General features: G+C 43.1%; 23 protein-coding genes and 1 tRNA gene. 11 read left to right on the top strand and 13 right to left on the bottom strand.

Annotated features, from left to right (window positions below):
- Positions 1-10 precede the first annotated feature (10 nt).
- From PZB74_RS01850 to PZB74_RS01840, 3 genes are all read right to left on the bottom strand, one after another.
- A complete protein-coding gene (locus PZB74_RS01850; protein ID WP_302240292.1) occupies positions 11-190 on the bottom strand; it encodes a type II toxin-antitoxin system HicA family toxin in 180 nt (59 codons plus the stop codon).
- A 102-nt stretch (positions 191-292) separates the two neighbouring features.
- Positions 293-1,462 carry a site-specific integrase gene (locus PZB74_RS01845; protein WP_302240290.1) on the bottom strand — a complete coding sequence of 390 codons (1,170 nt, stop codon included), beginning with the start codon at positions 1,460-1,462 and terminating at the stop codon, positions 293-295.
- Between the two features lie 151 nt (positions 1,463-1,613).
- Positions 1,614-1,697: transfer RNA gene (locus PZB74_RS01840), tRNA-Leu, on the bottom strand.
- Between the two features lie 95 nt (positions 1,698-1,792).
- Between PZB74_RS01840 and PZB74_RS01835 the strand changes: the two genes are divergently transcribed.
- Positions 1,793-2,581 carry an enoyl-CoA hydratase/isomerase family protein gene (locus tag PZB74_RS01835; RefSeq protein WP_367281459.1) on the top strand — a complete coding sequence of 263 codons (789 nt, stop codon included), beginning with the start codon at positions 1,793-1,795 and terminating at the stop codon, positions 2,579-2,581.
- 66 nt (positions 2,582-2,647) lie between these two features.
- Here PZB74_RS01835 and PZB74_RS01830 read toward each other — a convergent pair whose 3' ends face one another.
- Genes PZB74_RS01830 through xerD form a run of 3 tightly spaced genes read right to left on the bottom strand, consistent with a single transcriptional unit; the run spans position 2,648 to position 5,370 of the window.
- Complete coding sequence (locus tag PZB74_RS01830) at positions 2,648-3,352, bottom strand: 16S rRNA (uracil(1498)-N(3))-methyltransferase (RefSeq protein WP_302240289.1); 705 nt, start codon at positions 3,350-3,352, stop codon at positions 2,648-2,650.
- A gap of 6 nt (positions 3,353-3,358) precedes the next feature.
- The gene (locus PZB74_RS01825; protein WP_302240286.1) at positions 3,359-4,414 is read right to left on the bottom strand and encodes a quinone-dependent dihydroorotate dehydrogenase; all 1,056 of its coding nucleotides are present in this window, start codon (positions 4,412-4,414) and stop codon (positions 3,359-3,361) included.
- Between the two features lie 11 nt (positions 4,415-4,425).
- Positions 4,426-5,370, bottom strand: a complete 945-nt coding sequence (gene xerD, locus PZB74_RS01820; RefSeq protein WP_302240284.1) for a site-specific tyrosine recombinase XerD — start codon at positions 5,368-5,370, stop codon at positions 4,426-4,428.
- Positions 5,371-5,534: 164 nt separating this feature from the next.
- Here xerD and aroQ point away from each other — a divergent pair, with 164 nt between their 5' ends.
- From aroQ to PZB74_RS01795, 5 genes are read left to right on the top strand one after another with little or no spacing between them, the layout of a single operon-like run.
- Positions 5,535-5,960, top strand: a complete 426-nt coding sequence (gene aroQ / locus PZB74_RS01815; RefSeq protein WP_302240283.1) for a type II 3-dehydroquinate dehydratase — start codon at positions 5,535-5,537, stop codon at positions 5,958-5,960.
- Positions 5,957-7,018 (top strand): aminotransferase class V-fold PLP-dependent enzyme, encoded by a 1,062-nt coding sequence (locus tag PZB74_RS01810; protein WP_302240281.1) that lies wholly within the window; start codon positions 5,957-5,959, stop codon positions 7,016-7,018. Before aroQ ends, PZB74_RS01810 begins: the two co-directional genes overlap by 4 nt.
- Before the next feature lie 42 nt (positions 7,019-7,060).
- Positions 7,061-7,630, top strand: a complete 570-nt coding sequence (locus tag PZB74_RS01805; RefSeq protein ID WP_302240279.1) for a MarC family protein — start codon at positions 7,061-7,063, stop codon at positions 7,628-7,630.
- Positions 7,630-8,091, top strand: a complete 462-nt coding sequence (gene rnhA, locus PZB74_RS01800) for a ribonuclease HI (RefSeq protein ID WP_302240278.1) — start codon at positions 7,630-7,632, stop codon at positions 8,089-8,091. The genes PZB74_RS01805 and rnhA overlap by 1 nt, the downstream gene beginning before the upstream one ends.
- Positions 8,092-8,142: 51 nt before the next feature.
- Positions 8,143-8,499 (top strand): HepT-like ribonuclease domain-containing protein, encoded by a 357-nt coding sequence (locus tag PZB74_RS01795; protein WP_302240277.1) that lies wholly within the window; start codon positions 8,143-8,145, stop codon positions 8,497-8,499.
- Positions 8,500-8,576: 77 nt separating this feature from the next.
- Here the strand turns inward: PZB74_RS01795 and PZB74_RS01790 are convergent, their stop codons facing one another.
- A complete protein-coding gene (locus tag PZB74_RS01790; RefSeq protein WP_302240276.1) occupies positions 8,577-10,061 on the bottom strand; it encodes a Do family serine endopeptidase in 1,485 nt (494 codons plus the stop codon).
- 345 nt (positions 10,062-10,406) lie between these two features.
- Between PZB74_RS01790 and PZB74_RS01785 the strand changes: the two genes are divergently transcribed.
- Positions 10,407-11,834: a phytoene desaturase family protein gene (locus PZB74_RS01785; RefSeq protein WP_302240274.1), complete on the top strand. Its 1,428-nt coding sequence runs from the start codon at positions 10,407-10,409 to the stop codon at positions 11,832-11,834.
- Between the two features lie 369 nt (positions 11,835-12,203).
- Here the strand turns inward: PZB74_RS01785 and PZB74_RS01780 are convergent, their stop codons facing one another.
- Positions 12,204-12,593, bottom strand: coding sequence for a RidA family protein (locus PZB74_RS01780; protein WP_302240272.1), 390 nt, complete (start codon positions 12,591-12,593; stop codon positions 12,204-12,206).
- A gap of 95 nt (positions 12,594-12,688) precedes the next feature.
- On the opposite strand from PZB74_RS01780, the gene PZB74_RS01775 reads away from it, so the two are divergent.
- On the top strand, positions 12,689-13,687 hold the full coding sequence (locus tag PZB74_RS01775) for a hypothetical protein (RefSeq protein ID WP_302240270.1): 999 nt from the start codon (positions 12,689-12,691) through the stop codon (positions 13,685-13,687).
- Here PZB74_RS01775 and PZB74_RS01770 read toward each other — a convergent pair.
- The gene (locus tag PZB74_RS01770; protein ID WP_302240268.1) at positions 13,607-14,170 is read right to left on the bottom strand and encodes a Crp/Fnr family transcriptional regulator; all 564 of its coding nucleotides are present in this window, start codon (positions 14,168-14,170) and stop codon (positions 13,607-13,609) included. The genes PZB74_RS01775 and PZB74_RS01770 overlap by 81 nt on opposite strands.
- A 451-nt stretch (positions 14,171-14,621) precedes the next feature.
- Here PZB74_RS01770 and PZB74_RS01765 point away from each other — a divergent pair, with 451 nt between their 5' ends.
- Positions 14,622-15,290 carry a PQLLE family protein gene (locus PZB74_RS01765; protein ID WP_302240267.1) on the top strand — a complete coding sequence of 223 codons (669 nt, stop codon included), beginning with the start codon at positions 14,622-14,624 and terminating at the stop codon, positions 15,288-15,290.
- 68 nt (positions 15,291-15,358) lie between these two features.
- Here PZB74_RS01765 and PZB74_RS01760 read toward each other — a convergent pair whose 3' ends face one another.
- From PZB74_RS01760 to PZB74_RS01750, 3 genes are all read right to left on the bottom strand, one after another.
- Positions 15,359-15,985: an OmpH/Skp family outer membrane protein gene (locus PZB74_RS01760; protein WP_302240265.1), complete on the bottom strand. Its 627-nt coding sequence runs from the start codon at positions 15,983-15,985 to the stop codon at positions 15,359-15,361.
- 198 nt (positions 15,986-16,183) lie between these two features.
- On the bottom strand, positions 16,184-17,446 hold the full coding sequence (locus tag PZB74_RS01755; protein ID WP_302240263.1) for a nucleoside permease: 1,263 nt from the start codon (positions 17,444-17,446) through the stop codon (positions 16,184-16,186).
- A gap of 228 nt (positions 17,447-17,674) precedes the next feature.
- Positions 17,675-19,051: an efflux RND transporter periplasmic adaptor subunit gene (locus PZB74_RS01750; protein WP_302240261.1), complete on the bottom strand. Its 1,377-nt coding sequence runs from the start codon at positions 19,049-19,051 to the stop codon at positions 17,675-17,677.
- A gap of 112 nt (positions 19,052-19,163) precedes the next feature.
- Here PZB74_RS01750 and PZB74_RS01745 point away from each other — a divergent pair, with 112 nt between their 5' ends.
- Positions 19,164-19,856, top strand: a complete 693-nt coding sequence (locus PZB74_RS01745) for an SIR2 family NAD-dependent protein deacylase (protein WP_302240259.1) — start codon at positions 19,164-19,166, stop codon at positions 19,854-19,856.
- A 125-nt stretch (positions 19,857-19,981) separates the two neighbouring features.
- Complete coding sequence (locus PZB74_RS01740; RefSeq protein ID WP_302240257.1) at positions 19,982-20,209, top strand: hypothetical protein; 228 nt, start codon at positions 19,982-19,984, stop codon at positions 20,207-20,209.
- Here PZB74_RS01740 and PZB74_RS01735 read toward each other — a convergent pair.
- Positions 20,195-21,196, bottom strand: coding sequence for a 3-oxoacyl-ACP synthase III family protein (locus tag PZB74_RS01735; RefSeq protein WP_302240256.1), 1,002 nt, complete (start codon positions 21,194-21,196; stop codon positions 20,195-20,197). The two genes, PZB74_RS01740 and PZB74_RS01735, sit on opposite strands and share 15 nt — an antisense overlap.
- Between the last annotated feature and the right edge of the window lie 42 nt (positions 21,197-21,238).

Genomic DNA, 21,238 nt, shown 5'->3' with positions numbered 1-21,238 from the left:
CCGGCGTCTTTTAAGATTTTCTTTTCCGTGCGACGTCCGCTAATCCTTTACCCATCTCCTGGCTTCCATGATTAGGAAAAACGATAATTCCCTCTTTTATAGAATGTTTTATTTTTACATGAGAACCTTTCTGAGATATTGGGTACCATCCGTCCTTCTTAAGAATTCTAAATAATTCTGAACACTTCATTCACGTAAATTTAACAAAAAAAAGGTAAATAATAATTTACCTTTTGATAAAAAAGAAGGGAGTAGATCGCTTGCTACTCCCTTATGTGATTAACACTGTTTTTTATAAATTTCTAATAGCTTCTGTTTCCTTTGCCACTTTTACTGCTGATACATCTACATAATAACTTCTTGTCATGCGAGTATCAGCATGGCCATACATGCCAGAGATACTTTCTATACTGACTCCATTTTCCTGTAAGACATTTCCGAAAGTTTTACGACCAACATGTGTAGTTAGGTGTTTGTCAATACCTACAATGAAAGCTACCTCTTTGAGATAACGATTATATTGTTGGTTGTCTAAGATTGGAACAGTGTATTTCCATTTTTCCAGGATTTTTTTGGCTGTGGTGAATAAAGGGATTTCACACTGTGCACCATGTACTTTCTTTCTGTCGGTGAATATCCATTCCTTGCCATCCACACCAATTTTAATCCATGAGGGATCAAATCGTATGAGTTCGGCATAACTTAAACCAGTATAGCATTGAAAGGTGAATAATTCAGCTACTTGTGCCAGCCTCCAACTGGCAAACTTATGACTTACTAGTTTTTGAAGCTCATTTTGAGTTAAATAAACCTTCTTTTTACGTTCAGCTCTTCTATACTTATAGCTGTTTAAAGGATTATATTCTATCCATTCCTGAAGTACCGCGAAATCCACAACGGTTTTAACAAAACCTATAATCCTATTACAGTATACCTGTTTAAACTTTCTTTCACCTCTGAGGTAATTATCTAAATTAGCAAGTGTGCGAACATTTACATCAGAACATAACAATTGAAGGTCCTTTTGAAAGACTAAAAAATGATGAACGTTTTTCATCTGTCTTCTGAAATTACTTACTGTACTTTTGGAAAGTTCGGGTTCGTAAGAGCGATTCTGGATGTATTTGTGCATTGCATGCACTAGAGTAGCTCTTTCTTTTAGCTCGCCTGTAAAGATTCCCTTTACAATGGCTGGAGTAGATCGTTTACCACGGCGTTCTAAGTCACTGTGGATACTAATGATCTCCGCTCTAATGTCAATGAGTTTGTTATTATACACATCAGCTAAACGATCTTCGCCTTGCACTTTACCGTTTCCACGAGAATCCCACTGTTCAGGTAAAATGAATATACCTGTAGAAAATTCTACTGTCTTTTGGCTTTTCATTTGAAGCCTGGCATATATCGGCGCCAATCCCGTCCTCTTCGCCTTCGCCTTGCGAACGACATAAAGGAGTTTCATAATAGATTGATTTCTCTCATACTGCCCCAAAAATTGGTCACTAATAGATAGTGAGGTCACTGAAAGGGTCACTGGTCACTGCTTCGGGCTAAGATTTGGGGAAAGAAAAAGCCCGAAAAAGAGCTCTTCGGGCTATAAATTAACAAGTTAGTGCGCACGAGAAGATTCGAACTTCCACGCCAGTTAAGGCACTGCCCCCTCAAGACAGCGTGTCTACCAATTCCACCACGTGCGCGTTGGGGAGCACAAAATTAGAAAAAATGTCATAGTACACAATGGTTTTTTTAAGCATTTTACTGTATACTCTTCTTTAACTTTAAGCACAATCAAATGAGTATGTATCAATATATTATTTATGAAGAAGAGGCGGGGATAGCAACTATCACCATGAACCGCCCCAAAGTGTACAATGCCCTAAACGATGGCATGAAAGAAGAACTACTACAGGCATTCCAGCAGGCCGAGAAAAGTGAGGATGTAAGAGTAGTAGTGTTGGCGGGGGCTGGCAAAGCTTTCTGTTCTGGACAAGATCTTAAAGCTGCTCAGCAGGAGCTGGAAGGAAAGGCTTACAGCGATGCTATCAGAAAATTTTACAATCCACTCATCCTGCAAATGCGACAAATGCCCAAGCCAATTATTGCCAAGGTTCAGGGAGTGGCTGCCGGAGCCGGCTGCTCATTGGCACTGGCCTGCGATGTGCTGGTGGCCTCTGAAGATTCTATCTTTTCCGAATTGTTTGTAGGTATTGGACTGGTGATGGACTCAGGCTCTACTTTCTTTTTGCCCCGTATGATTGGTAGTCTCAAAGCTTTTGAACTCGCTACGCTAGGTACACAGGTGCAGTCGGCAGTAGCATTGGAATTGGGAATGGTAAATAGGGTGGTGTCTGAGGAGTCGTTGGATAGAGCTGTAAGAACCTATGCAGAGGGCTACCTTAAAGCGCCTACCAAAACAGTAGGGCTGATCAAACAAATGTTCCATCAGTCAGCGAATATGAGCCTGGAAGATACGCTGGAGCTTGAAGCCGTTTTTCAGGATAAAGCAGCGGCGACGGCAGACCACCTGGAAGGGTTAAAAGCATTTCAGGAAAAAAGGCAGCCGCAGTTTAAAGGGAAATAAGCAAAACTTGATCAAAGTAAAATCACTCGTGAACATGCGAGTGATTTTTTGTTTGTTAGTTTAAGCTTAAAGGAACTGAAGCAATTGCAGACTGTGGCAGGCGGCTATACCCGCAGTTTCTGTTCTTAGCCTGCTGTTTCCCAAGCTTACGGCTTCAAAACCGGCATTAAAAGCGTTATCTACCTCCTTAGGGCTGAAATCTCCTTCTGGCCCAATGAGCACTGTATAGCTTTTTGCGGGCTGTGCCGCATGCACCAACTGTGGGCTGGGTTCTTCTCCCAGATAGGCAATAAATTTTTGGCTGCCTTCAGCTTCAGCCTTCACAAAATCATCAAAACTGATGAGGGGCTGTATATCAGCCAGGTAAGCGTGTTGCGATTGCTTCATAGCACTGATGGCCTTGCGTTCCAGACGCTCAGACTTCAGCACTTTTCTTTCGGAGTGCTCGCAAAGCAGAAAGCTAATTTTGTGCACACCAATCTCTATGGCCTTTTCTACAAACCACTCGGTACGATCTATATTTTTAGTAGGAGAGAGGGCGATATGGATATGGAAGTTATCCTTCGGCTGATGGTCTTTTTGCCTTACCTCAAAAGTACATTTTTTATCATGGGCCTCACTGATAACAGCTTCGTAGAAAGATCCTTTGCCATCAGCAATACGAATGCTGTCACCGCTTTGCTTGCGCAATACTTTTACACAGTGCTTAGACTCCTCTCTGTCCAGATAGTGTGCGCCCTCCGTTATGTCTGGCTGAAAAAAGATAAACATAAAAATTTAACGTTCAATGCTTTCTAATGCGGGGCGACTGGCAATAGCCTGCTTGATCTTTTTTAGTACCGTTGGCCCTTCGTATACAAAACCGGTATAAAGCTGAATCAGGCTGGCCCCTGCATCCAGCTTTTCCAGCGCATCTTTAGCAGAAGCAATGCCACCCACTCCAATAATAGGAATCTGCCCTCCCAGTTGCTGATTCAAATAACGAATCACCTCTGTAGACCTTTTGCGAACGGCACGGCCACTAAGTCCGCCTGCGCCTATCGCTTTTACCTTACTTTTGGGCGTAAGCAGGCCTTCGCGCTCAATAGTGGTATTATTGGCAATGAGGCCATCCATGTTGAGTTCAAGGCAAATCTCAACAATATCATCCAGCTGATGATTGCTGAGGTCGGGAGCTATCTTAAGTAGTATGGGCTTAGGCTGGGCTTTCTGTTGATTTAAATCAATCAGGTGCTGTAGCAGGTGTTTAAGGGGGTCTTTTTCCTGCAATTCTCGCAAGTCAGGCGTATTTGGAGAGCTGACATTTACTGTAAAATAATCTACAACTTCGTGCAGGGCATTAAAGCAGTATTCATAATCTTCTTCTGCCTGTGCATTGGGAGTTACTTTGTTCTTACCGATATTACCTCCCACGATAATGTTGGATTGGCGCTTACGCAGGCGTTCTACTGCAGCATCCACTCCTTCATTATTGAACCCCATGCGGTTGACCAGGCTTTCGTCTTTAGACAGGCGAAAGAGTCTGGGTTTAGGATTGCCCTCCTGAGGGCGTGGTGTTAGCGTACCGATCTCTACAAAGCCAAAGCCAAGAGCTGCCATCTCATCTACCATTTCAGCGTTCTTGTCAAAACCTGCCGCAAGGCCCACAGGGTTTTTGAAAGTCAGGCCAAAGAGTTTGCGTTCCAGCTTATTATCTTCCCAGTCATACATTTTGCGGAGCAGGGCTTCTCCTCCAGGGCTATGGTAGAGCCTGCGCAGCATGCTAGTAGTAAAGTGATGCGCATCTTCAGGCGACATCTGAAATAGTAAAGGTCTAAGCAGTTGTTTGTACACTCGTTTTTGTTTTATGAATTTAGTCGGTCATCAGCAATAGGCCTGCGCGAGCGAGGGTGGCAGTCAATAATCACCTGTTTCAGATAGTCTCTGTCCAGGTGGGTATAAATCTCTGTAGTGGTAATAGATACGTGCCCCAGCATATCCTGTACAGCACGCAAATCCGCCCCCCCTTCAATCAGGTGGGTCGCGAAAGAGTGCCTGAAAGTGTGTGGACTTACCTTTTTGCTAATACCGGCTAACAGAGCTGCATCTTTGATGATATAAAAGATCATCACTCTGCTCAGCTTCTTGCCTCTTCTGTTTAAGAAAACAAAATTCTCATGTCCGGGCTCAATTTCCAAATGCAGCCGTACTTCTTGTATATATTGTTTGATATATTTTAGGGCATCTTTGCCAATTGGTACTATCCTTTCCTTACTACCCTTACCCAAAATGCGCAGAAAACCTATATCTGCGATGATGTTGTTCATCTTAAGCTCGGTAAGTTCGGTAACCCTGAGGCCAGAGCTATAGAGCGTTTCCAGTATCGCCCTGTTTCTCAGGCCTTCCGGGGTGGAGAGGTCTATAGCCTCCAGTATGCTTTCTATTTCATAATAGTTAAGGGTATCCGGTAGCTTACGGTTTTGTTTAGGGCCTTCCAACAATACCGAAGGGTCCTCTATAATCAGGTCCTGAAAGAGCAAAAACTTATAAAAAGCTTTAATACCGGCAAGAATACGCGCCTGACTGGCTACGCTCAGGCCCAGATCACATACGTGCTCCAGCATTTTTTCTAGATGCTCCTGCTCTATTTCCAGAGGTGACAGATCCCACTCAGATAATTCTACAAACTGTTGTAGTTTATCAATGTCGCTGATATAGGCCTTGCGAGAGTTTTCTGATAAAGAGCGCTCCAGCTTGAGGTAGTCCTCAAACTCTCCTATATAGGTTTCCCATTCTTTATGTTTAGCCATACCTCAATTTACTCCATTTGTGCTAGTTTAAAAATAGCGGTACTTCACACATCCATTTACCTCTAAAGAAATGCTAATTAGCTCGCTTTAATTCCGGCAAATTAACTACAATTTCTAACTTTACGGTATCAACGAAACCAAGCCATAAACTTACAGCGATATCTATGAAAATCCTGATAATCAACGGTCCCAATCTCAACCTGTTGGGAAAAAGAGAGCCGGGAATATACGGAGCAACCTCCTTTGAAGCCTATTTTGAAGACTTACAATCTCGTTTTAAAGGTCAGGAGCTGGAATATTACCAGTCTAACCACGAAGGAGAGTTGATTGACAAGCTTCATGAAGTGGGCTTTAGCTATGATGGTATTGTGCTCAATGCCGGTGCCTATACACATACCTCCGTAGCTCTCGGAGATGCTATTGCCGCTATAGAGACCCCAGTGATTGAGGTGCATATCTCCAATGTGCATGCTCGTGAACCTTTTCGCCACCATAGCTACCTGAGCAAAAACTGTAAAGGTATTATTGTAGGCTTCGGACTACAAGGTTATCAGCTGGCGGTATCCTCGTTTACAGAACAAGACTCATGAAAGTAGTATCGTTTTACCCTGGCCCCTCCAAAGTATATCCTGAAGTGCCTACTTATGTGCGAGAAGCCTACGAGCAGGGGTTGTTAAGCGCTAACCATCGTAGCCATGAGTTTGTGGCGGTGTCTTCTGCAGCCATTACGCTGCTTAAGACCAAGCTTCATATTCCCGATAACTATAGTGTGTTCTTTGCTTCTTCTGCTACTGAGTGCTGGGAGATTATCAGCCAGAGTCTGGTAAGGCAGTCTTCTTTTCATGTGTACAATGGAGCTTTTGGCGAAAAGTGGTTTAGCTACGCACAAAAGCTACAACCCCATGCCAGTGCCCATACCTTTGATATTAATGAGCTGCTGGATGTAGATCTTGTAAATGTAGCTGAAGATACGGAGCTGATTGCCCTTACACATAATGAGACATCTAATGGCACAGCCCTGAATATGGAGCAGATTGCGGCTTTCAGGCAGAAGTATCCGCAAAAGTTGCTGGCCGTAGATGCTACCTCTTCTATGGCAGGGGTAGAGCTGGACTTTACGCAGGCAGATGTCTGGTATGCTTCTGTGCAAAAGTGCTTTGGGCTGCCTGCCGGTATGGCTATACTGCTATGCTCCCCGCAGGCGCTGGAGCAAGCCGCAGCCGTAAATGAAAAAGCACACTACAACAGTCTGCTCTATATGCAGCAGATGATGGACAAGTGGCAAACTACTTATACTCCTAATGTGCTCAACATCTATCTGCTCATGAGGGTGATGGAAGCTCGCCCGGATATAGCCGAAACCGAAGCCCTGCTCAGAAAACGATATGTACGTTGGCTGAAAGTGCTTCAGGCCTTTGAGCCGGTTAATCTTTTAGTAGATAATGAAGAGGTGCGCTCCCTAACCGTGTTGCCTTTCCAGAGCGATGAAGCTACCATTGATAAATTACGAACAGAAAGCAGAAAAAAGGGTTTGGTTTTTGGAAACGGTTACGGTCAGTGGAAAAAAAATAGCCTGCGTATCGCTAACTTTCCGGCCATAGAAGAGTGGGAGATAGAAAAGCTCATAGGCTTCATTCAGTCTTTTTAATTTTTTTCACTAGCATTGCATTCAAGACATTAACCTATTGGCATGATTTATTGGAAAGACCTTGTGTCTGTTACACTAATTCTATTTTCAGTAATTGATATTCTGGGGAGTATTCCCATCATCATTGAGCTCAGAAAAAAGCACGGCCACATACAGTCGGGCAAAGCTACGCTGGTCGCGGGTTTTATCATGATCACCTTCCTCTTTTTGGGAGAGTCTATCCTTGCCCTGTTTGGAGTAGACGTAGCTTCCTTTGCTATCGCGGGAGCTATCGTTATGTTCCTTATTGGCATGGAGATGGTGCTGGGTATTGAGATTTTTAAACCCGAAAGCAGCGAAGAAGGAGGGAGCCACTCCATTGTTCCGCTGGCATTTCCGCTGCTGGCCGGTGCAGGTACCATGACAACCCTGATCTCGCTCCGCGCTGCTTACACCTATCCCAACATACTTCTGGGTATAGTAATAAATCTTATATTAGTATTTGTAGTTTTAAAGTCCTCCGCCTGGTTAGAACTAAAATTGGGTAAGGCTGGATTTAATATTTTAAGAAAAATCTTTGGCATCATATTGTTGTCCATAGCTATTAAACTTGTGAAAAACCAGTTTACCTAATGATTACAATGTTTACAGACGGTGCGGCAAGGGGAAATCCCGGTAGGGGAGGCTATGGCACTGTTCTTCTTTACAAACAACACCGAAAAGAACTCGCGGCGGGCTACCGCAAGACGACGAACAACCGTATGGAACTGCTGGCCGTAATCGTAGGGCTGGAAGCCCTGAAAAAGCCGGGCATGAAGGTCAAAATCTTTTCGGACTCCCAATATGTAGTAGATGCTATTAATAAGGGCTGGGTATGGAACTGGCAGAAGAAAAATTTTAAAGACAAAAAGAACGCCGACCTCTGGAAGCGCCTCATCCCGCTATTTAACAAGCATGATGTAGAGATTAGCTGGATCAAAGGGCACTCCGGTATACCCGAAAACGAGCGTTGCGACGAGCTGGCTGTGGCCTGTGCCGATGGCGATAACCTACTGATAGACGAAGGATACGAGAACGGAGCGGGCGGACAGTAAACATCTTACCGCCGAACGTGTTTTTTTAATCTAACCAAAACATTTTTTAATATGAAAGAAGAAGATCAAGTACATCTAAGCAATATTAGCACTATGATTAACGAAATAGACGCTTACATCGGCTCTATGGAGTACGATCAGTTTTCTCGTGAAGAAAGTATACGTCAGTCTGTAGCGACTAACCTGCAACAGATAGGTGAGGCCGCCGACTTACTGTCAGATGAGTTTAAAGAAAACTTTACCTCTGTGGATTATAATGTGCTGAATGCCCTGAAACGTGCCAAGTTTGATGAGGCCTGGGAGGTAGACCACCGCCAGATCTGGAATGTAGTAAAGAACGACCTGCCTGAGTTCAGAAATGTGATAGAAACTCGTTCCGAGCAGTTGGATCAGCAGGGAGAAGAGTAGTATAGTATAAAATAATGATACAAAAAAAAGCCTCCAACTACTGAAGTTGGAGGCTTTCTTATGTTTAGTGGCCTACATTATAGTGGTAAGCCATAGTATTGCTTTTCTTTAGGGCTGTCTGGGTAGATACCTTCTACCAGCACACCACCTCTTTCGTTTTCTACCACCTCTCTCAGGTCATCTATATCTCTTACGGGCTTACCTGCGATAGAAGTGATCACAAAACCGCTGCGAATACCCTGCTGTCTTAGCTTACCGGCAAAGGTACGATTTACTTTTACCCCACCTTCAATATTTAGCTCGGCAGCTTCTTCCTCACTTAGTGCCTGAAACTCAGCCCCAAGGTCTTCAAAAGCCTCTACTCTGGAGCGTGAAGCTACTTCTGTAGTACCTTCCAGAGTTTTTAGCTTCATGGTGTACTCTTTACGGCTGCCATCTCTCAATACTACTACATTTACCTCATCACCCGGACGTTTTCTACCTACATAAGATAAAAGGTCAGAGGTTTGCGTAATTTTCTTGTTGTCTACCTGTACAATTACATCACCTTTTTCAATACCAGCGGCAGCGGCAGAACCAGACTCTACCAATTCAGCTACATATACCCCCTGGTTGGTGTTTAGGTCGTACTCTTCGGCCATAGCGGCGTTTACCTCCTGTATACTTACGCCCAAAAAGCCTCTCTGTACAGTACCAAACTCTTTAAGGTCGCTCACTACCTTGGCGGCAATGTTAGAAGGTACGGCAAAAGCATATCCGGCATAAGCACCCGTAGGACTGGCAATAGCAGAGTTGATGCCTACCAGATCTCCATCAGGATTGACTAGAGCACCACCACTGTTACCAGGGTTTACGGCAGCATCTGTCTGAATAAAAGACTCAATAGCATATTGCTGGTCACGCAGAATGTTAATGTTACGTCCGGTAGCGCTAATGATACCGGCAGTTACGGTAGAGTTCAGATCTCTGAAGGGATTACCGATAGCGGCTACCCATTGTCCTACTTTTACCTCATCAGAATTGGCAAACTTAAGGTAAGGCAGTTCTTCTTCGTCAATTTTAATTAAAGCCAGATCAGTAGATGGGTCAGTACCGATAACGGAGGCAGTATAGCTTCTGTTATCTACCAGCATTACGGTAAGCTCATCTGCATCGGCTACTACGTGGTTATTAGTAATAATATATCCATCATCGCTGATGATAACCCCGGAGCCAGAGCCTAAACGGGGCTGGCGTTGTCCCTGCTGGGGTAGCCTGTCGCCAAAGAAATCTCTGAATATCTCAGGAATTTGCTGTTGCTGCCCGTTATAAGCCTGGGCTTCCTGGCGAGAGGTAATATGCACTACCGCCGGAGTAGCCTTTTCTGCGGCTAGTGTAAAGTCAAAAGGAGCCACGGCAGTATTGCCGGCATCATCGTCGTAATAGCTCGCTGCTATCGCCGGAAAAGCATCCGAATCCTGCTCCTGACCATTGAGGGAGTCTCCGGTGAAATATACAAATGCGGCGATAGTGATTAAGCTGGCTATCACTGCCGAGATGATGGGAGTGATTATATTTTTCATTATAAATTTAGTATTTGAGTAAAACTTCGCTTTTAGGGAAAATACTATCAGATAACTTACATTAGACGTACTTATTATATTGTCAACTGATTAGTATAGGTTCAGGTTAATAATTTCTGAAGTTTGTAAACAAAACAATATTAAATATTGATAATCTATAAGCTTCAGTAGCATATAACCGGAACAATACCTTATTAGCTATTTAGTATGTACACAATGATAATACCATCGCAATAGTTCTATTGTGCACTTAATAAATTCTGCCAGAATGTCAAAGGAAATATATAATAATGTAAAAAATGACAGTATTACTGGCACTTAGACTTTTTAAACTGACCCTTTTTTATGAAAAAATACGATGCCGTAGTGGTGGGCAGTGGCCCTAATGGATACGCAGCCGCAATCCGCCTTCTGCAGGAGGGCTACTCCGTACTAATACTAGAAGCGCATGCCTATAAGGGAGGGGGAGCCCGTTCCGAAGCTCTTACCCTGCCTGGATATGTACATGATACTGGCTCCGCTATTCATCCCCTGGCTTATGCCTCTCCTTACCTGAGCACTTTGCCTCTGGCGGAGCACGGACTACGCTGGGGCTTCTCAGAAGCACCCCTGGCACACCCTCTTGATGGGGGCGATGCATTGCTCATGTATCAGGATATAGAAAAAACAGCCATTCAGCTGGGTAAAGACTATCAGGCATATATAGATCTGATGCAGCCTTCTGTAGAGCATTGGGATGAAATCGCTCCTGACTTTCTAGGGCCGCTGAGCTGGCCTTCTTCACCGCTTAAGCTGGCCCAGTTTGGCTTAAGAGCGATACAACCGCTGAGCTTGCTCAACAAAATAGCCTTTAAAGAAGATCGTACCAAAGCCTTGCTGGCAGGACTCTCGGCCCACGCCATGCTACCCCTGCACAAATGGGCCTCATCTGGTATTGCTATGGTACTGGGCACACTGGCTCATAAGGTAGGCTGGCCCTTTCCTCTGGGTGGCGCACAGGCCATTACCGATGCGCTGGATAGCTACTTCCGCTCGCTGGGCGGTGAGGTGCAACTTAATACGCCGGTGAGCTCTATCGCTGACCTGCCCCCCTCCAGGATGATACTTGTGGATACAGCGCCTCAGCTATTGCTGGATATGAAGGGCATACACCTGCCCTGGTGGTACCGGCAAAACCTGAAGAACTACCAGTACGGGCAAGGTATCTTTAAAGTAGACTGGGCGCTGAGTGAGCCCATACCTTTTACCAACAAAAAATGCCTGAAGGCAGCTACTGTGCACCTGGGCCCCAGCTATGAAGCGATTTCCAGCTCAGAGCTGGACAATTGGCAGGGCAGGCATAGCGAAAAGCCCTATGTGCTGCTGGTACAGCCCTCACTCTTTGATAAAAACCGTGCTCCGGAAGGCAAGCATACTGCCTGGGCCTACTGCCATGTGCCTCGCTACTCTCGCAAAGACATGACGGAGGCTATAGAAAATCAGATAGAACGCTTTGCGCCGGGTTTTAGAGATGTGATCCTCCAAAGACATACGATGAATACCAAAGCGGTAGAGCAGATGAGTGCTAACTACATAGGGGGAGACATTAACTGTGGGGCACAGACTATCACCCAGCAGTTTACACGTCCTGTGTATCAGTTGAACCCTTATCGTACGCCGGTAGAAGGCCTGTACATTTGCTCATCGGCCACGCCTCCCGGTGGAGGTGTACACGGCATGTGTGGATTCCATGCTGCTGAAACGGCCATCAAAGATATGGCGAAGAGGTTTTAAGCCGGGAATTAAGAATAGAAGTACAAACCAGGAGTAAAGTAGTGTGTAGATTAGTTTGTTTAGTCTATAGCAGGTTATATGCTACCCGCAAAATACTTTTATGCGTACATAGGCCGTTTAATCCTGAAAGATAAGTACATATTAATGAACATTGAAGGTTAAATGTAGACAGATAAGTACTTATTAATGAACATTGAAGGTTGAATGTAGACAGTTAAGTACTCATTTGCCTACAAATGATATTATATCCTCGCAGAAAAGTACTTATCCATAAGGATTAGACCTCACATCCTCGTCAATGAGAGCTAATCTGCCAGTATTTGATGGTGTGCCTCACCAGCTCGTATGAAACTTGTGAGAGTATAGCAGTTACTTTACTGCGGTGGCCTCCAGTTCTATCTTAAGAGACTCAAACAAGCTCTTTACCTCAATGAGCGTAGTCGCCTGCTGTATGTTGTGTCGCGCTACCCATGCCTGAAAAACCGAAAAGCTTTGCATAAACTCATCTACAGAGGTGGTGTACACATTTAAACGCACAATGTTTTTACATTGGTAGCCTGCCTCCTCTATTACTTTTCCTAAATTGTACATGGCCTCTTCCAACTGAACAGCCATTTCAGCGGCGCTTGATATTCCCTTATCATTGATAGCGGTTTGACCTGAAATATACAAGGTACTTACTGCCTGACTCACTTCAATAGCCTGTGAGTAACTACGTTCGTTTTGCCATACCCAGGGGTTAATTACTTTTTTTTGCATTGGTTTAGTATTTTATGGATATGGCAAAGGTGCAGCAGGCAATGATATTTCAGTCGTGACCTTTGTCACTATTTAGGAGAAAGCTATATTAGATTATGAGTTTGTATGAAATGTATATTTCAGGGAGAAAGTCATTTGAAACTGAGCTTCAGGTTTTTAATGATCAAACAAAACGAAAGGTGTTGAATAAACTGAGAAAGGAGAGAAATCGCATGAACTTCCTTTCTCACATTACTGAAATCAATTTTGGTTTTTTTTATGCTCAGAATGGTGCTTTATTAGAATACGAGAAAAAATATAGGGTTGATGGTAAGATAAATGAACCAGATTGGACAATATATCTAAATGGACAAGTAATAATAGGTGAAGTTTTGAGGCTCAACTTGATCCATAGTGAACAGTCTATAAAAGAATTTGAAGAGCAGTTAGTCAATAGAGTGAAGCAAATAAAAGGCAATTATTGTTTACAGATAGACTATAAGAATCAATATTTCCTTCCATCTGATTATAATTTAGATTTTATAATTGAAGAGTTGGTGAAATGGCTCACAGAACCCAGATCTTTAATGGATCAAGTTGTCCTGTTTGATAATTTCTCATTTAAAATAGTAAAGGTTGATACTGCTTTAGATAATATTATTGTATCTAGTAATGTAGGCTTAATAAATATTGATAAACGGAGATTAGAAAGTAAGAACAGTATATTTAATCAAAAAGTTAACAAATATGTAGACTTGATTAACTCTATACGGTTGCCCTATATTATTAACTTATACATAGACCCAGATAGCGGAATTGATGAAATAGATGTTTTTTCATTTTTGTATGGCAAAACAATAGATGATAGAACAATAAACTCTATATATACTGACCTCAATACGGGGTTATTCTACAGTGATAACAAGTCTATTAAATATCTAAGTGGAGTTTTGTTAAGATATAATAATACACACATTTATTTTCATAACTATTACAAAGATAACAAGCTTAATTTCACTAATCGGGAATTATTTTTAAATCTTAAGCCTGCTCAAAGTTTCTCTGGAAACACCGAGGTAGGCAGCGAGTTGGGTTTTGGAAACTCTTTGCAGTAAGGCAGGAGAGTGATGTAAAATCTGTTCGTATCGTTCTTTGGCGTTGCTCATAAGTAGAGATAAAATACGTTGCTGAGAACCAATAAAACCAGCGTTTGATTTTTGCAGGAAGAAGCTGCCCATCTTTTGCATTTGTGTACAAAGGCTGTGGTAGCCTTCTAATGATAGACAGAGTACCATAGTGGGTTCAAGACATAGCAAACTCATGCTGGCTTTAGTTCTGTGGAAGTAAGCGTAAAAATCACTTTCCCACCAGTCTTCCATAGCAAAAGAAACAATATGCTCCTTGGCTTCCTCATCATAATACAGCAGATTAAGCAGGCCAGAAGCAACAAAGTAAATATGATTTACTCTTTCTCCCTTCTCAAAAAGAAAGTGTTTTTTAGGAAACTCCGCAATTGTAAAATGAGTGCTAACCCAGGCGAATTCCTCATTGCTTAAGGGCACTACTTGCTCAATATGTTGTCTCAACTTTTCCAGCATCAATACAAAAATATAAAGAGAGTAAGAGAATCAGCTACAACTATAGTATTTTAGGCTATAAACATAGCTTTTCCTGACTTTAATATACCTATGGCTTAGCCTTCTGCAAGTGTAGAAGCTATAACTGTGGACATTGCATAGGTAACTGGTAATGAATAGGTAGAGCTTTGGTAATTTAAGGGTGTTTTTTACCCTTATGCTTTAAAGTATATGTATGTGTCTGTATTTGAGTGAGTTGTAATTTGCGTGCCTGTCTGCATCAAGAGCCTGTTAGATAGATTTAATTAGACATTTAGCTCATTATCAGTGGTTTGTCTTTCTGTTAAATATGATTTTATATAGTGATTAATTACTATGTAATTATACGTTTGTATACGTAGGGCAATACGTTTCATCACTGCTTTATTTTGTAAGTACATGATGTATAGGTCTTACTTAACTTACAAATGGTATGAAAACAACATCAATTTCAGATTTATTTGAAGCAGTATCATTGGCTATTTTAAACACTACGGCTAATGATGAAGTGCAAAAGAGAATGGGTAGCTTTGGTATGTCGCCCAGGCGTATGCAGGAGGGTAAAAGCCTGTTAGAAAATGCGCAAAATGTGTACAGTAAACAGGAGCAGCACTATGATGAGGCTCGGCGCATGTCAGTACAGATTGAAGAGGACAGCCGCAAGGCTCTGGAGGCATTTAATGATCATGTAGCTATTGCTAAAGCGGCTTTTAGGAAGGAGCCACATATGCTACAGGAGCTTAAGGTCAGGCGTGTCGCTAGTGCTAAGTGGCAAAAAGTACAACAGGCTACAGATTTCTACAGCAAAGCGCCCCTGCATATGGAAAAGCTAGTGCAGTATGGTGCCAGTGAGGAGGGCTTTCAGCAAAACCGGGCTGCGGTAGAGGCGCTAATGGCTCTGAAAGTGGAGCGTTTGAGAAAAAAAGGGGATGCGGAGAACAGTACGCAGGAGAGGAATGAGGTAATTAAGGAATTGCGTAATTGGTATGGTGATTTTCGTAAGCTTGCCCGTATCGCTTTTAAGGACAATCCGCAGATACTGGAGTCGTTTGGCATGGTAGTTACCAGCTACCGAAAGAAACGTACAGAAACTGCTGCCTAAAAACAGAAACTGCCAGACTGAGATAGCCTGGCAGTTGTTTTTTTATGCCCTCGCTATTACTAAGTAGGTTAGTTAGCGCTGGTAGAGTCGTTTTGGGTTGAGCTACCTGCATCGGCACTATTGTAGCGCTCGTTAAGTCCGTCTACTACTACTCTGGTAATATCCAGGCTGTCATCAGCATAAAGCACTCCACTGTTTTTGGTATAGGTAAGTACAACTTTAAAGTTCTGGTTGGCACCATACTCTTCCAGGTACTCCGCTACTTTTTCGTAAAGCTCTTCGTTTACTTTAGCCTCTTCCTGCATCAGTTCAGTGCTCAGGTTCTGCTGATACTGCACCAGGTTTTGTTGCTTCTTCATCAGGTCTTCTTCTAAAGCACGCGCCTGGTTCATGGTCATGGAGCCAGCATTGCGCTGGAATGCGGTAATCTCACTCTGAAGGCCTTTGGCACGAGTTTCATAATCTGATTGTAGCTTTTGAGCTTTGTCTTCCAGCTCAGCTCTTTTGTCCTGAAAGAAGTCATAGTACTGAAGTAGGGTGTCTGAGTTGACATAGGCGATTTTAGGGATACCACCAGTACTTACATTTGATGCTTGCTCAGGCTCCGCAGGGCTACCACCGCTGAAATGCAAGACATACAAATAGATGACAGCTACTGCCAGAATTCCATTTAAGATTAGGGATAAGTTTTTCACGATAAACGCTTTTGTTGTTTACAATTTCATATGAACTACAAATATAAGTAAAGCTAAAAGAATGTAATACAAGCTCAGGATATTCCAATAGAAATATGCAGTGAAAATAGCAAAGAGGTTGGTGATATGGGTAAATACAAAAAAACTCTTCCTCTGACACAGAGGAAGAGTTGTGAATAGATAAGGGGAGTAGTGTAACTATACCGCTTTGGTTTCAGCTATGCTTTGGCTGGTGCTGTCGTCATTTGGACTGTCTGGCTTGTCTATTGCCTTCTTTTCTTTAAAGAAGATGGTGAAGAGTACCAATACTACAGCAGAAAGTACGGCAGGTATCAGCCATATCTCGTACCATAGGTATTCTTTTACGTCGTCCACTACATTGGTATTGCTTTCAACGATAATACCTGAGAGCCATGAGCCGATAAACATACCCACACCATAAGTAGCGAATGTGATTAGGCCCTGAGCTGCGTTCTTTACCGACTTAGGAGCTCTTTCGTCTACATAAATCTGTCCGGTAACAAAGAAAAAATCATAGCAGATACCATGAAGGATAATGCCGCCATAGAGCATCCATACCAGTTCGGTAGGGTTACCGAACATAAATAAAGCATATCGGGCAGCCCAGGCAGCCATACCAATCATCAGCATTTTTTTGTAGCCAAAACGCTTAAAGAAGAAAGGCATTAGTAGTAAGAAGAGAATTTCAGAGCCTTGTCCCATAGTCATTTTACCGGCAGCATTGGTAACGCCTATGTCGTTGAGGTAAAGATTGGCAAAGCTGTAGTAAAAAGATAGTGGAATACAGATTAGCAGGGAGGCAATAAACAGTATGGCGAAAGAACGGTCTTTCATCAGCTTAATGGCATCCAGACCAAGTATGTCTCTTACGCTGGCTTTCTGTCCTTTACTTTTAGGAGGGGTATGGGGTAGGGTAAAGCTATAAATTCCCATAACGATAGAGGCTCCTGAAGCTATGAGTATAGGTGTGTTCATGGCTTCAACTTCCATAAAGCCTACAATTAAACCTACGATAATCCAACTGATTGTTCCCAGTACCCTTACACCAGGAAACTGCTCTCCGGGGTTTTCCATATGGGAGAATGCCAGGGAGTTGGTAAGGGCAATGGTTGGCATAAAGCATAAGGTATACGCGATAATGACCGGGTAGAACAGGCTGAAGTCTTCTATCTGTGCCAGGTAATAGAGTAAGCCAGCTCCCACAATATGTAGAACACCTAATACTCTTTCGGTAGGGAAAAAACGGTCTGCTACCATACCAACGAAGAAGGGCGAGATCATGGCGGCAATGGCAAAAGCACTATAGGTAAGTCCAATCTGAGATCCTTCAAACTTGAGCGTTGCGCCCAGATATGTTCCTAGGGTTACATACCAAGCTCCCCATACAAAATACTCCAGGAACATCATTCCTGACAGCTGCAAGCGAGTTTTTACATTCATAAGCCGAGATATTTTATTAAACCAGAAGTTTAAGCGTGTAGAATAATATGATTCAGCGTTCAAATTAGGGCGAAATAATCTGAATCCAAAAAAATAGAGAAAGCGAGAAGGCAAAAAAGGGGAGTGTGCAGGAATTCCCCCTTTTTGAAAAGGGGTAAGTTAAGGAGTTATTTTGTTATCATGCTCTTTAGTTTTCTAGCATTCCCCTTTGTAAAGGGGGGAGTTAGCTTAGTTGTTATTTCGGTTGAAGTTGGGGCGTTGGTTCTCAGCTTCTTTGACGGCGCTACCGTCTTTAAGTTGGGTAGAGATGGCAATATAAGGTCCGGACACCACTCTGTCACCGGAACTCAAGCCTTCTAAAATTTCTATGTTCTCATAATCACTAATGCCAGTAGTAACATAGACACGCTCAACTGTATTGTCATCCTTTAAGCGGAAAACTACTTCTCTGAGAGTCTCTTCCTGATTAAAGCTACTATCATCATCCTGCTCATCTTCGCTATTCTCTTCTGACGAAGTAGGAGGGTTGTCTGGCCGGGTAGTTACAGAGGCCAGGGGTACCGATAGGGTACGCTCTTTTTTCTGAGTGATGATATCCACGCTGGCAGTCATGCCCGGACGAAAAGGATATGGCCCTTTATCAGTCATCAAATCCTTATATGATTCGTTGAGTAGGCGGATGCGTACTTCAAACTCAGTTACGGCTTCAGAGGTAAGCTTTTCGTTAGCTGTGCTGGCAATAGAGGTAACTACGCCTTTAAACTCTTTGTCCATGTATGAGTAAGCATCTACGTCTACAATAGCTGTATCTCCCATATTTACCCGAATGATGTCGTTCTCATTTACATCTACTCTTACTTCCATTCTGTTGAGATCGGCAATGCGGAGCATCTCTGTTCCGGCCATTTGAGATGTGCCTACCACTCTTTCGCCCTGCTCCACATCCAGTTTGGAGACAATACCGCCTACAGGAGCATAAATACTGGTGAGCGATAAGTTTTCGCGAGCTTCTTCTACCGAGGCCTCAGCACTTTTTACTGCAAAGCGTGCTGCTTCTATACTTTGTTTGGCAGATTCCAATTCTTGTCGGGCAACCTGATAGTTGCTTTCGGCAGTCTCAAAGTCGGCATCAGAAATTACTTCATCCTCATACAGCGATTTGTTTCTTTCGTAGGCTGCCTGAGCCTGGGTAAACTGAGCTGCCGCACTGGCCGCTCTGGCTTCTGCCTGTGCGAGGTTAGCACGTTGCTGATTGAGGGTAGCCAACGTACGAGACACTACTGACTCAAAGTTATCAGGGCGTATTCTTACCAAAAGTGCCCCCATAGCTACAGAGTCACCTTCCTCTATATTCAGTTCTATGATTTCTCCGGGTACTTCAGGGGAGATTTTTACTTCCATTTCGGGCTGTACCGTGCCGGAAGCAGTAACGCGTTCTATAATGGTGCGCTCTTTTACCTGAGCAAGCTCTACAGCCGTTAGGTTATCACTGCCAATCCAGCCCATTTGCTTGGCGGCAAAGAGTAAGATGAGGATAACGGCAGCTACGATAGCAATGATAAGGACTGGGTTGCGTTTTTTCTTTCTTTGGGTTTTCACTGGCATGGGGCTAGCACTTAGTTGATTTTGTAAATTAGCATTTCTCAACGTAAATTTTTAAAACAATCTGCTAAAAGCGTAGTGATTTGCATAATAACTTAATGAAACTTATAAAGAGATGAAGAAAAAAGTTGTGGTCTTATCAGGGTCGGGCATAAGTGCGGAAAGTGGTATACCTACTTTTCGTGATTCTGGTGGTTTATGGGAGGGGTACGACATCCAAGATGTAGCTACTGCCCAAGCCTGGAAGAAAAATCCTGAACTGGTTTTGAGTTTTTATAACGAAAGAAGAAAGGCGGCACGCCTTGCCCAGCCTAATGCCGGACACCTCAGTCTTGTGGAATTAGAGAAATACTTTGATGTGGTAATAATTACCCAAAACGTTGATGACCTACATGAGCGTGCAGGTTCTTCAAAAGTTATTCACCTGCATGGAGAATTGAACAAATCCCGTAGTACACTAGATGAAAATTTGGTGTATGAAGTAATTGGCGATGATATTAAATGGGGAGATAAATGCGATAAAGGGTCGCAACTACGACCGCATATTGTATGGTTTGGCGAAATGGTGCCTATGATGGAAGTGGCTTACAGTGAGGTTGTTAAGGCTGAAACGTTTATAGTGGTAGGTACCTCTCTTCAGGTATACCCTGCAGCTAGCCTTCTGTATGATGTACAGCCAGGGATACCCGTATATATTGTAGACCCTTCAACTCCAGAATATCAGGAGCAGGCTAATATTGTACCTATCAAAGAATCTGCTCATACAGGTATGCCTAAACTGGTAGAGGAGCTGATAAAAGAGGCATAGTAATGGCACAACTATAAGCGTATGGCTGATAACTAGCTTAAAAATTTGAAAAAAAATTAAAGGCTTTTAAACGTTTAGGCAAGAAAGAGGGTCATACGACTACCAACTACTAAACAGGTTCACTTATGAAAACGGGCAACAACTTATTGCGTAACTTCTTTGTCAAGGAACCGAAGTTTTCTATTCTGATAGTGCTGATAGCTATCATTATGCTGGTTACGCTTTATTTTACAGTAGACTTGAATACATTAACAGCTTTTTCTATTGTGGAAAAAGCAATGCCAAAGCTCAGCATAGCCACTGAGCTTTTTGACAAACATATCCATATTATGCAATACCTACCAGCGTATTAATGCTGATCCCCAAGTAAACCCACTACCAAAAGCTGCCAAACACACCAGGTCATTATCTTTTACCTTTCCTTGCTCCCAGGCTTCGCTTAACGCGATAGGAATAGATGCCGCAGTCGTGTTCCCGTATTTCATGATGTTATTAAAAACCTGGTCGTCGGTTAAATTGAGCTGCTTTTGTACCATTTGGCTGATGCGCAGATTTGCCTGATGAGGCACCAATAAATTGAGGTCCTGCGGCGTATAGCCATTAGCATTAAGAGCCTCCATAACAGCCTCCGGGAAGCGGGTAGAAGCATGCTTAAATACAAAATTACCGTTCATTACAGGAAAAACAGTGCCTTCCTCTATCATTTGTGGGGTAACTCGCGGTACCGAGCGACTGCTGCCCACATCCAACACAGCTAGCTCTTCGGCATATTTACCTTCAGAGTGCAGGTGAGTAGATAGTATACCTTTGTTTTCTTCTTCTGTAGCTTGCAGCACGGCAGCACCGGCACCATCCCCAAAAAGAACTGATACACTTCGTCCTCTGGTGGTAAGGTCAAGGCCGCTGCTATGTATTTCTGAGCCTATTACCAGAACAGTATTGTACATACCACTTTTGATAAACTGATCGGCAATGGAAATGCCATATACAAAGCCAGTGCACTGATTGCGTACGTCCAGAGCTCCAATTTCACGTATACCTAACTCTCTTTGTACAAGCACACCAGAGCCAGGGAAATCATAATCAGGACTAAGAGTAGCAAATACAATAAAGTCTACATCATCGGGCGTGAGGCCGGCATTTTCCAAAGCCATACGTGCTGCTCGCGTTCCCATATTGGCAGTGGTATCTTTGCCAAGCTCAAAAAAACGTCTTTCACGAATACCTGAGCGCTCTCTAATCCACTCATCGGAAGTATCCATAATCTTAGCCAGGTCGTCGTTAGTTACTACTCTCTCAGGCAGGTATCTACCCAGCCCGGTAATTTTAGAATTTCTCATATCAGTGCTAATGAATTTGATTTCAAATGGACAGGCTCCAAG

The sequence above is a fragment of the Porifericola rhodea genome (genome assembly GCF_030506305.1).
In the GTDB taxonomy this organism is placed as follows: domain Bacteria; phylum Bacteroidota; class Bacteroidia; order Cytophagales; family Cyclobacteriaceae; genus Catalinimonas; species Catalinimonas rhodea.
Note: the sequence above shows the minus strand (reverse complement) of the source record. Positions and strands in the feature narration are given on the sequence as shown.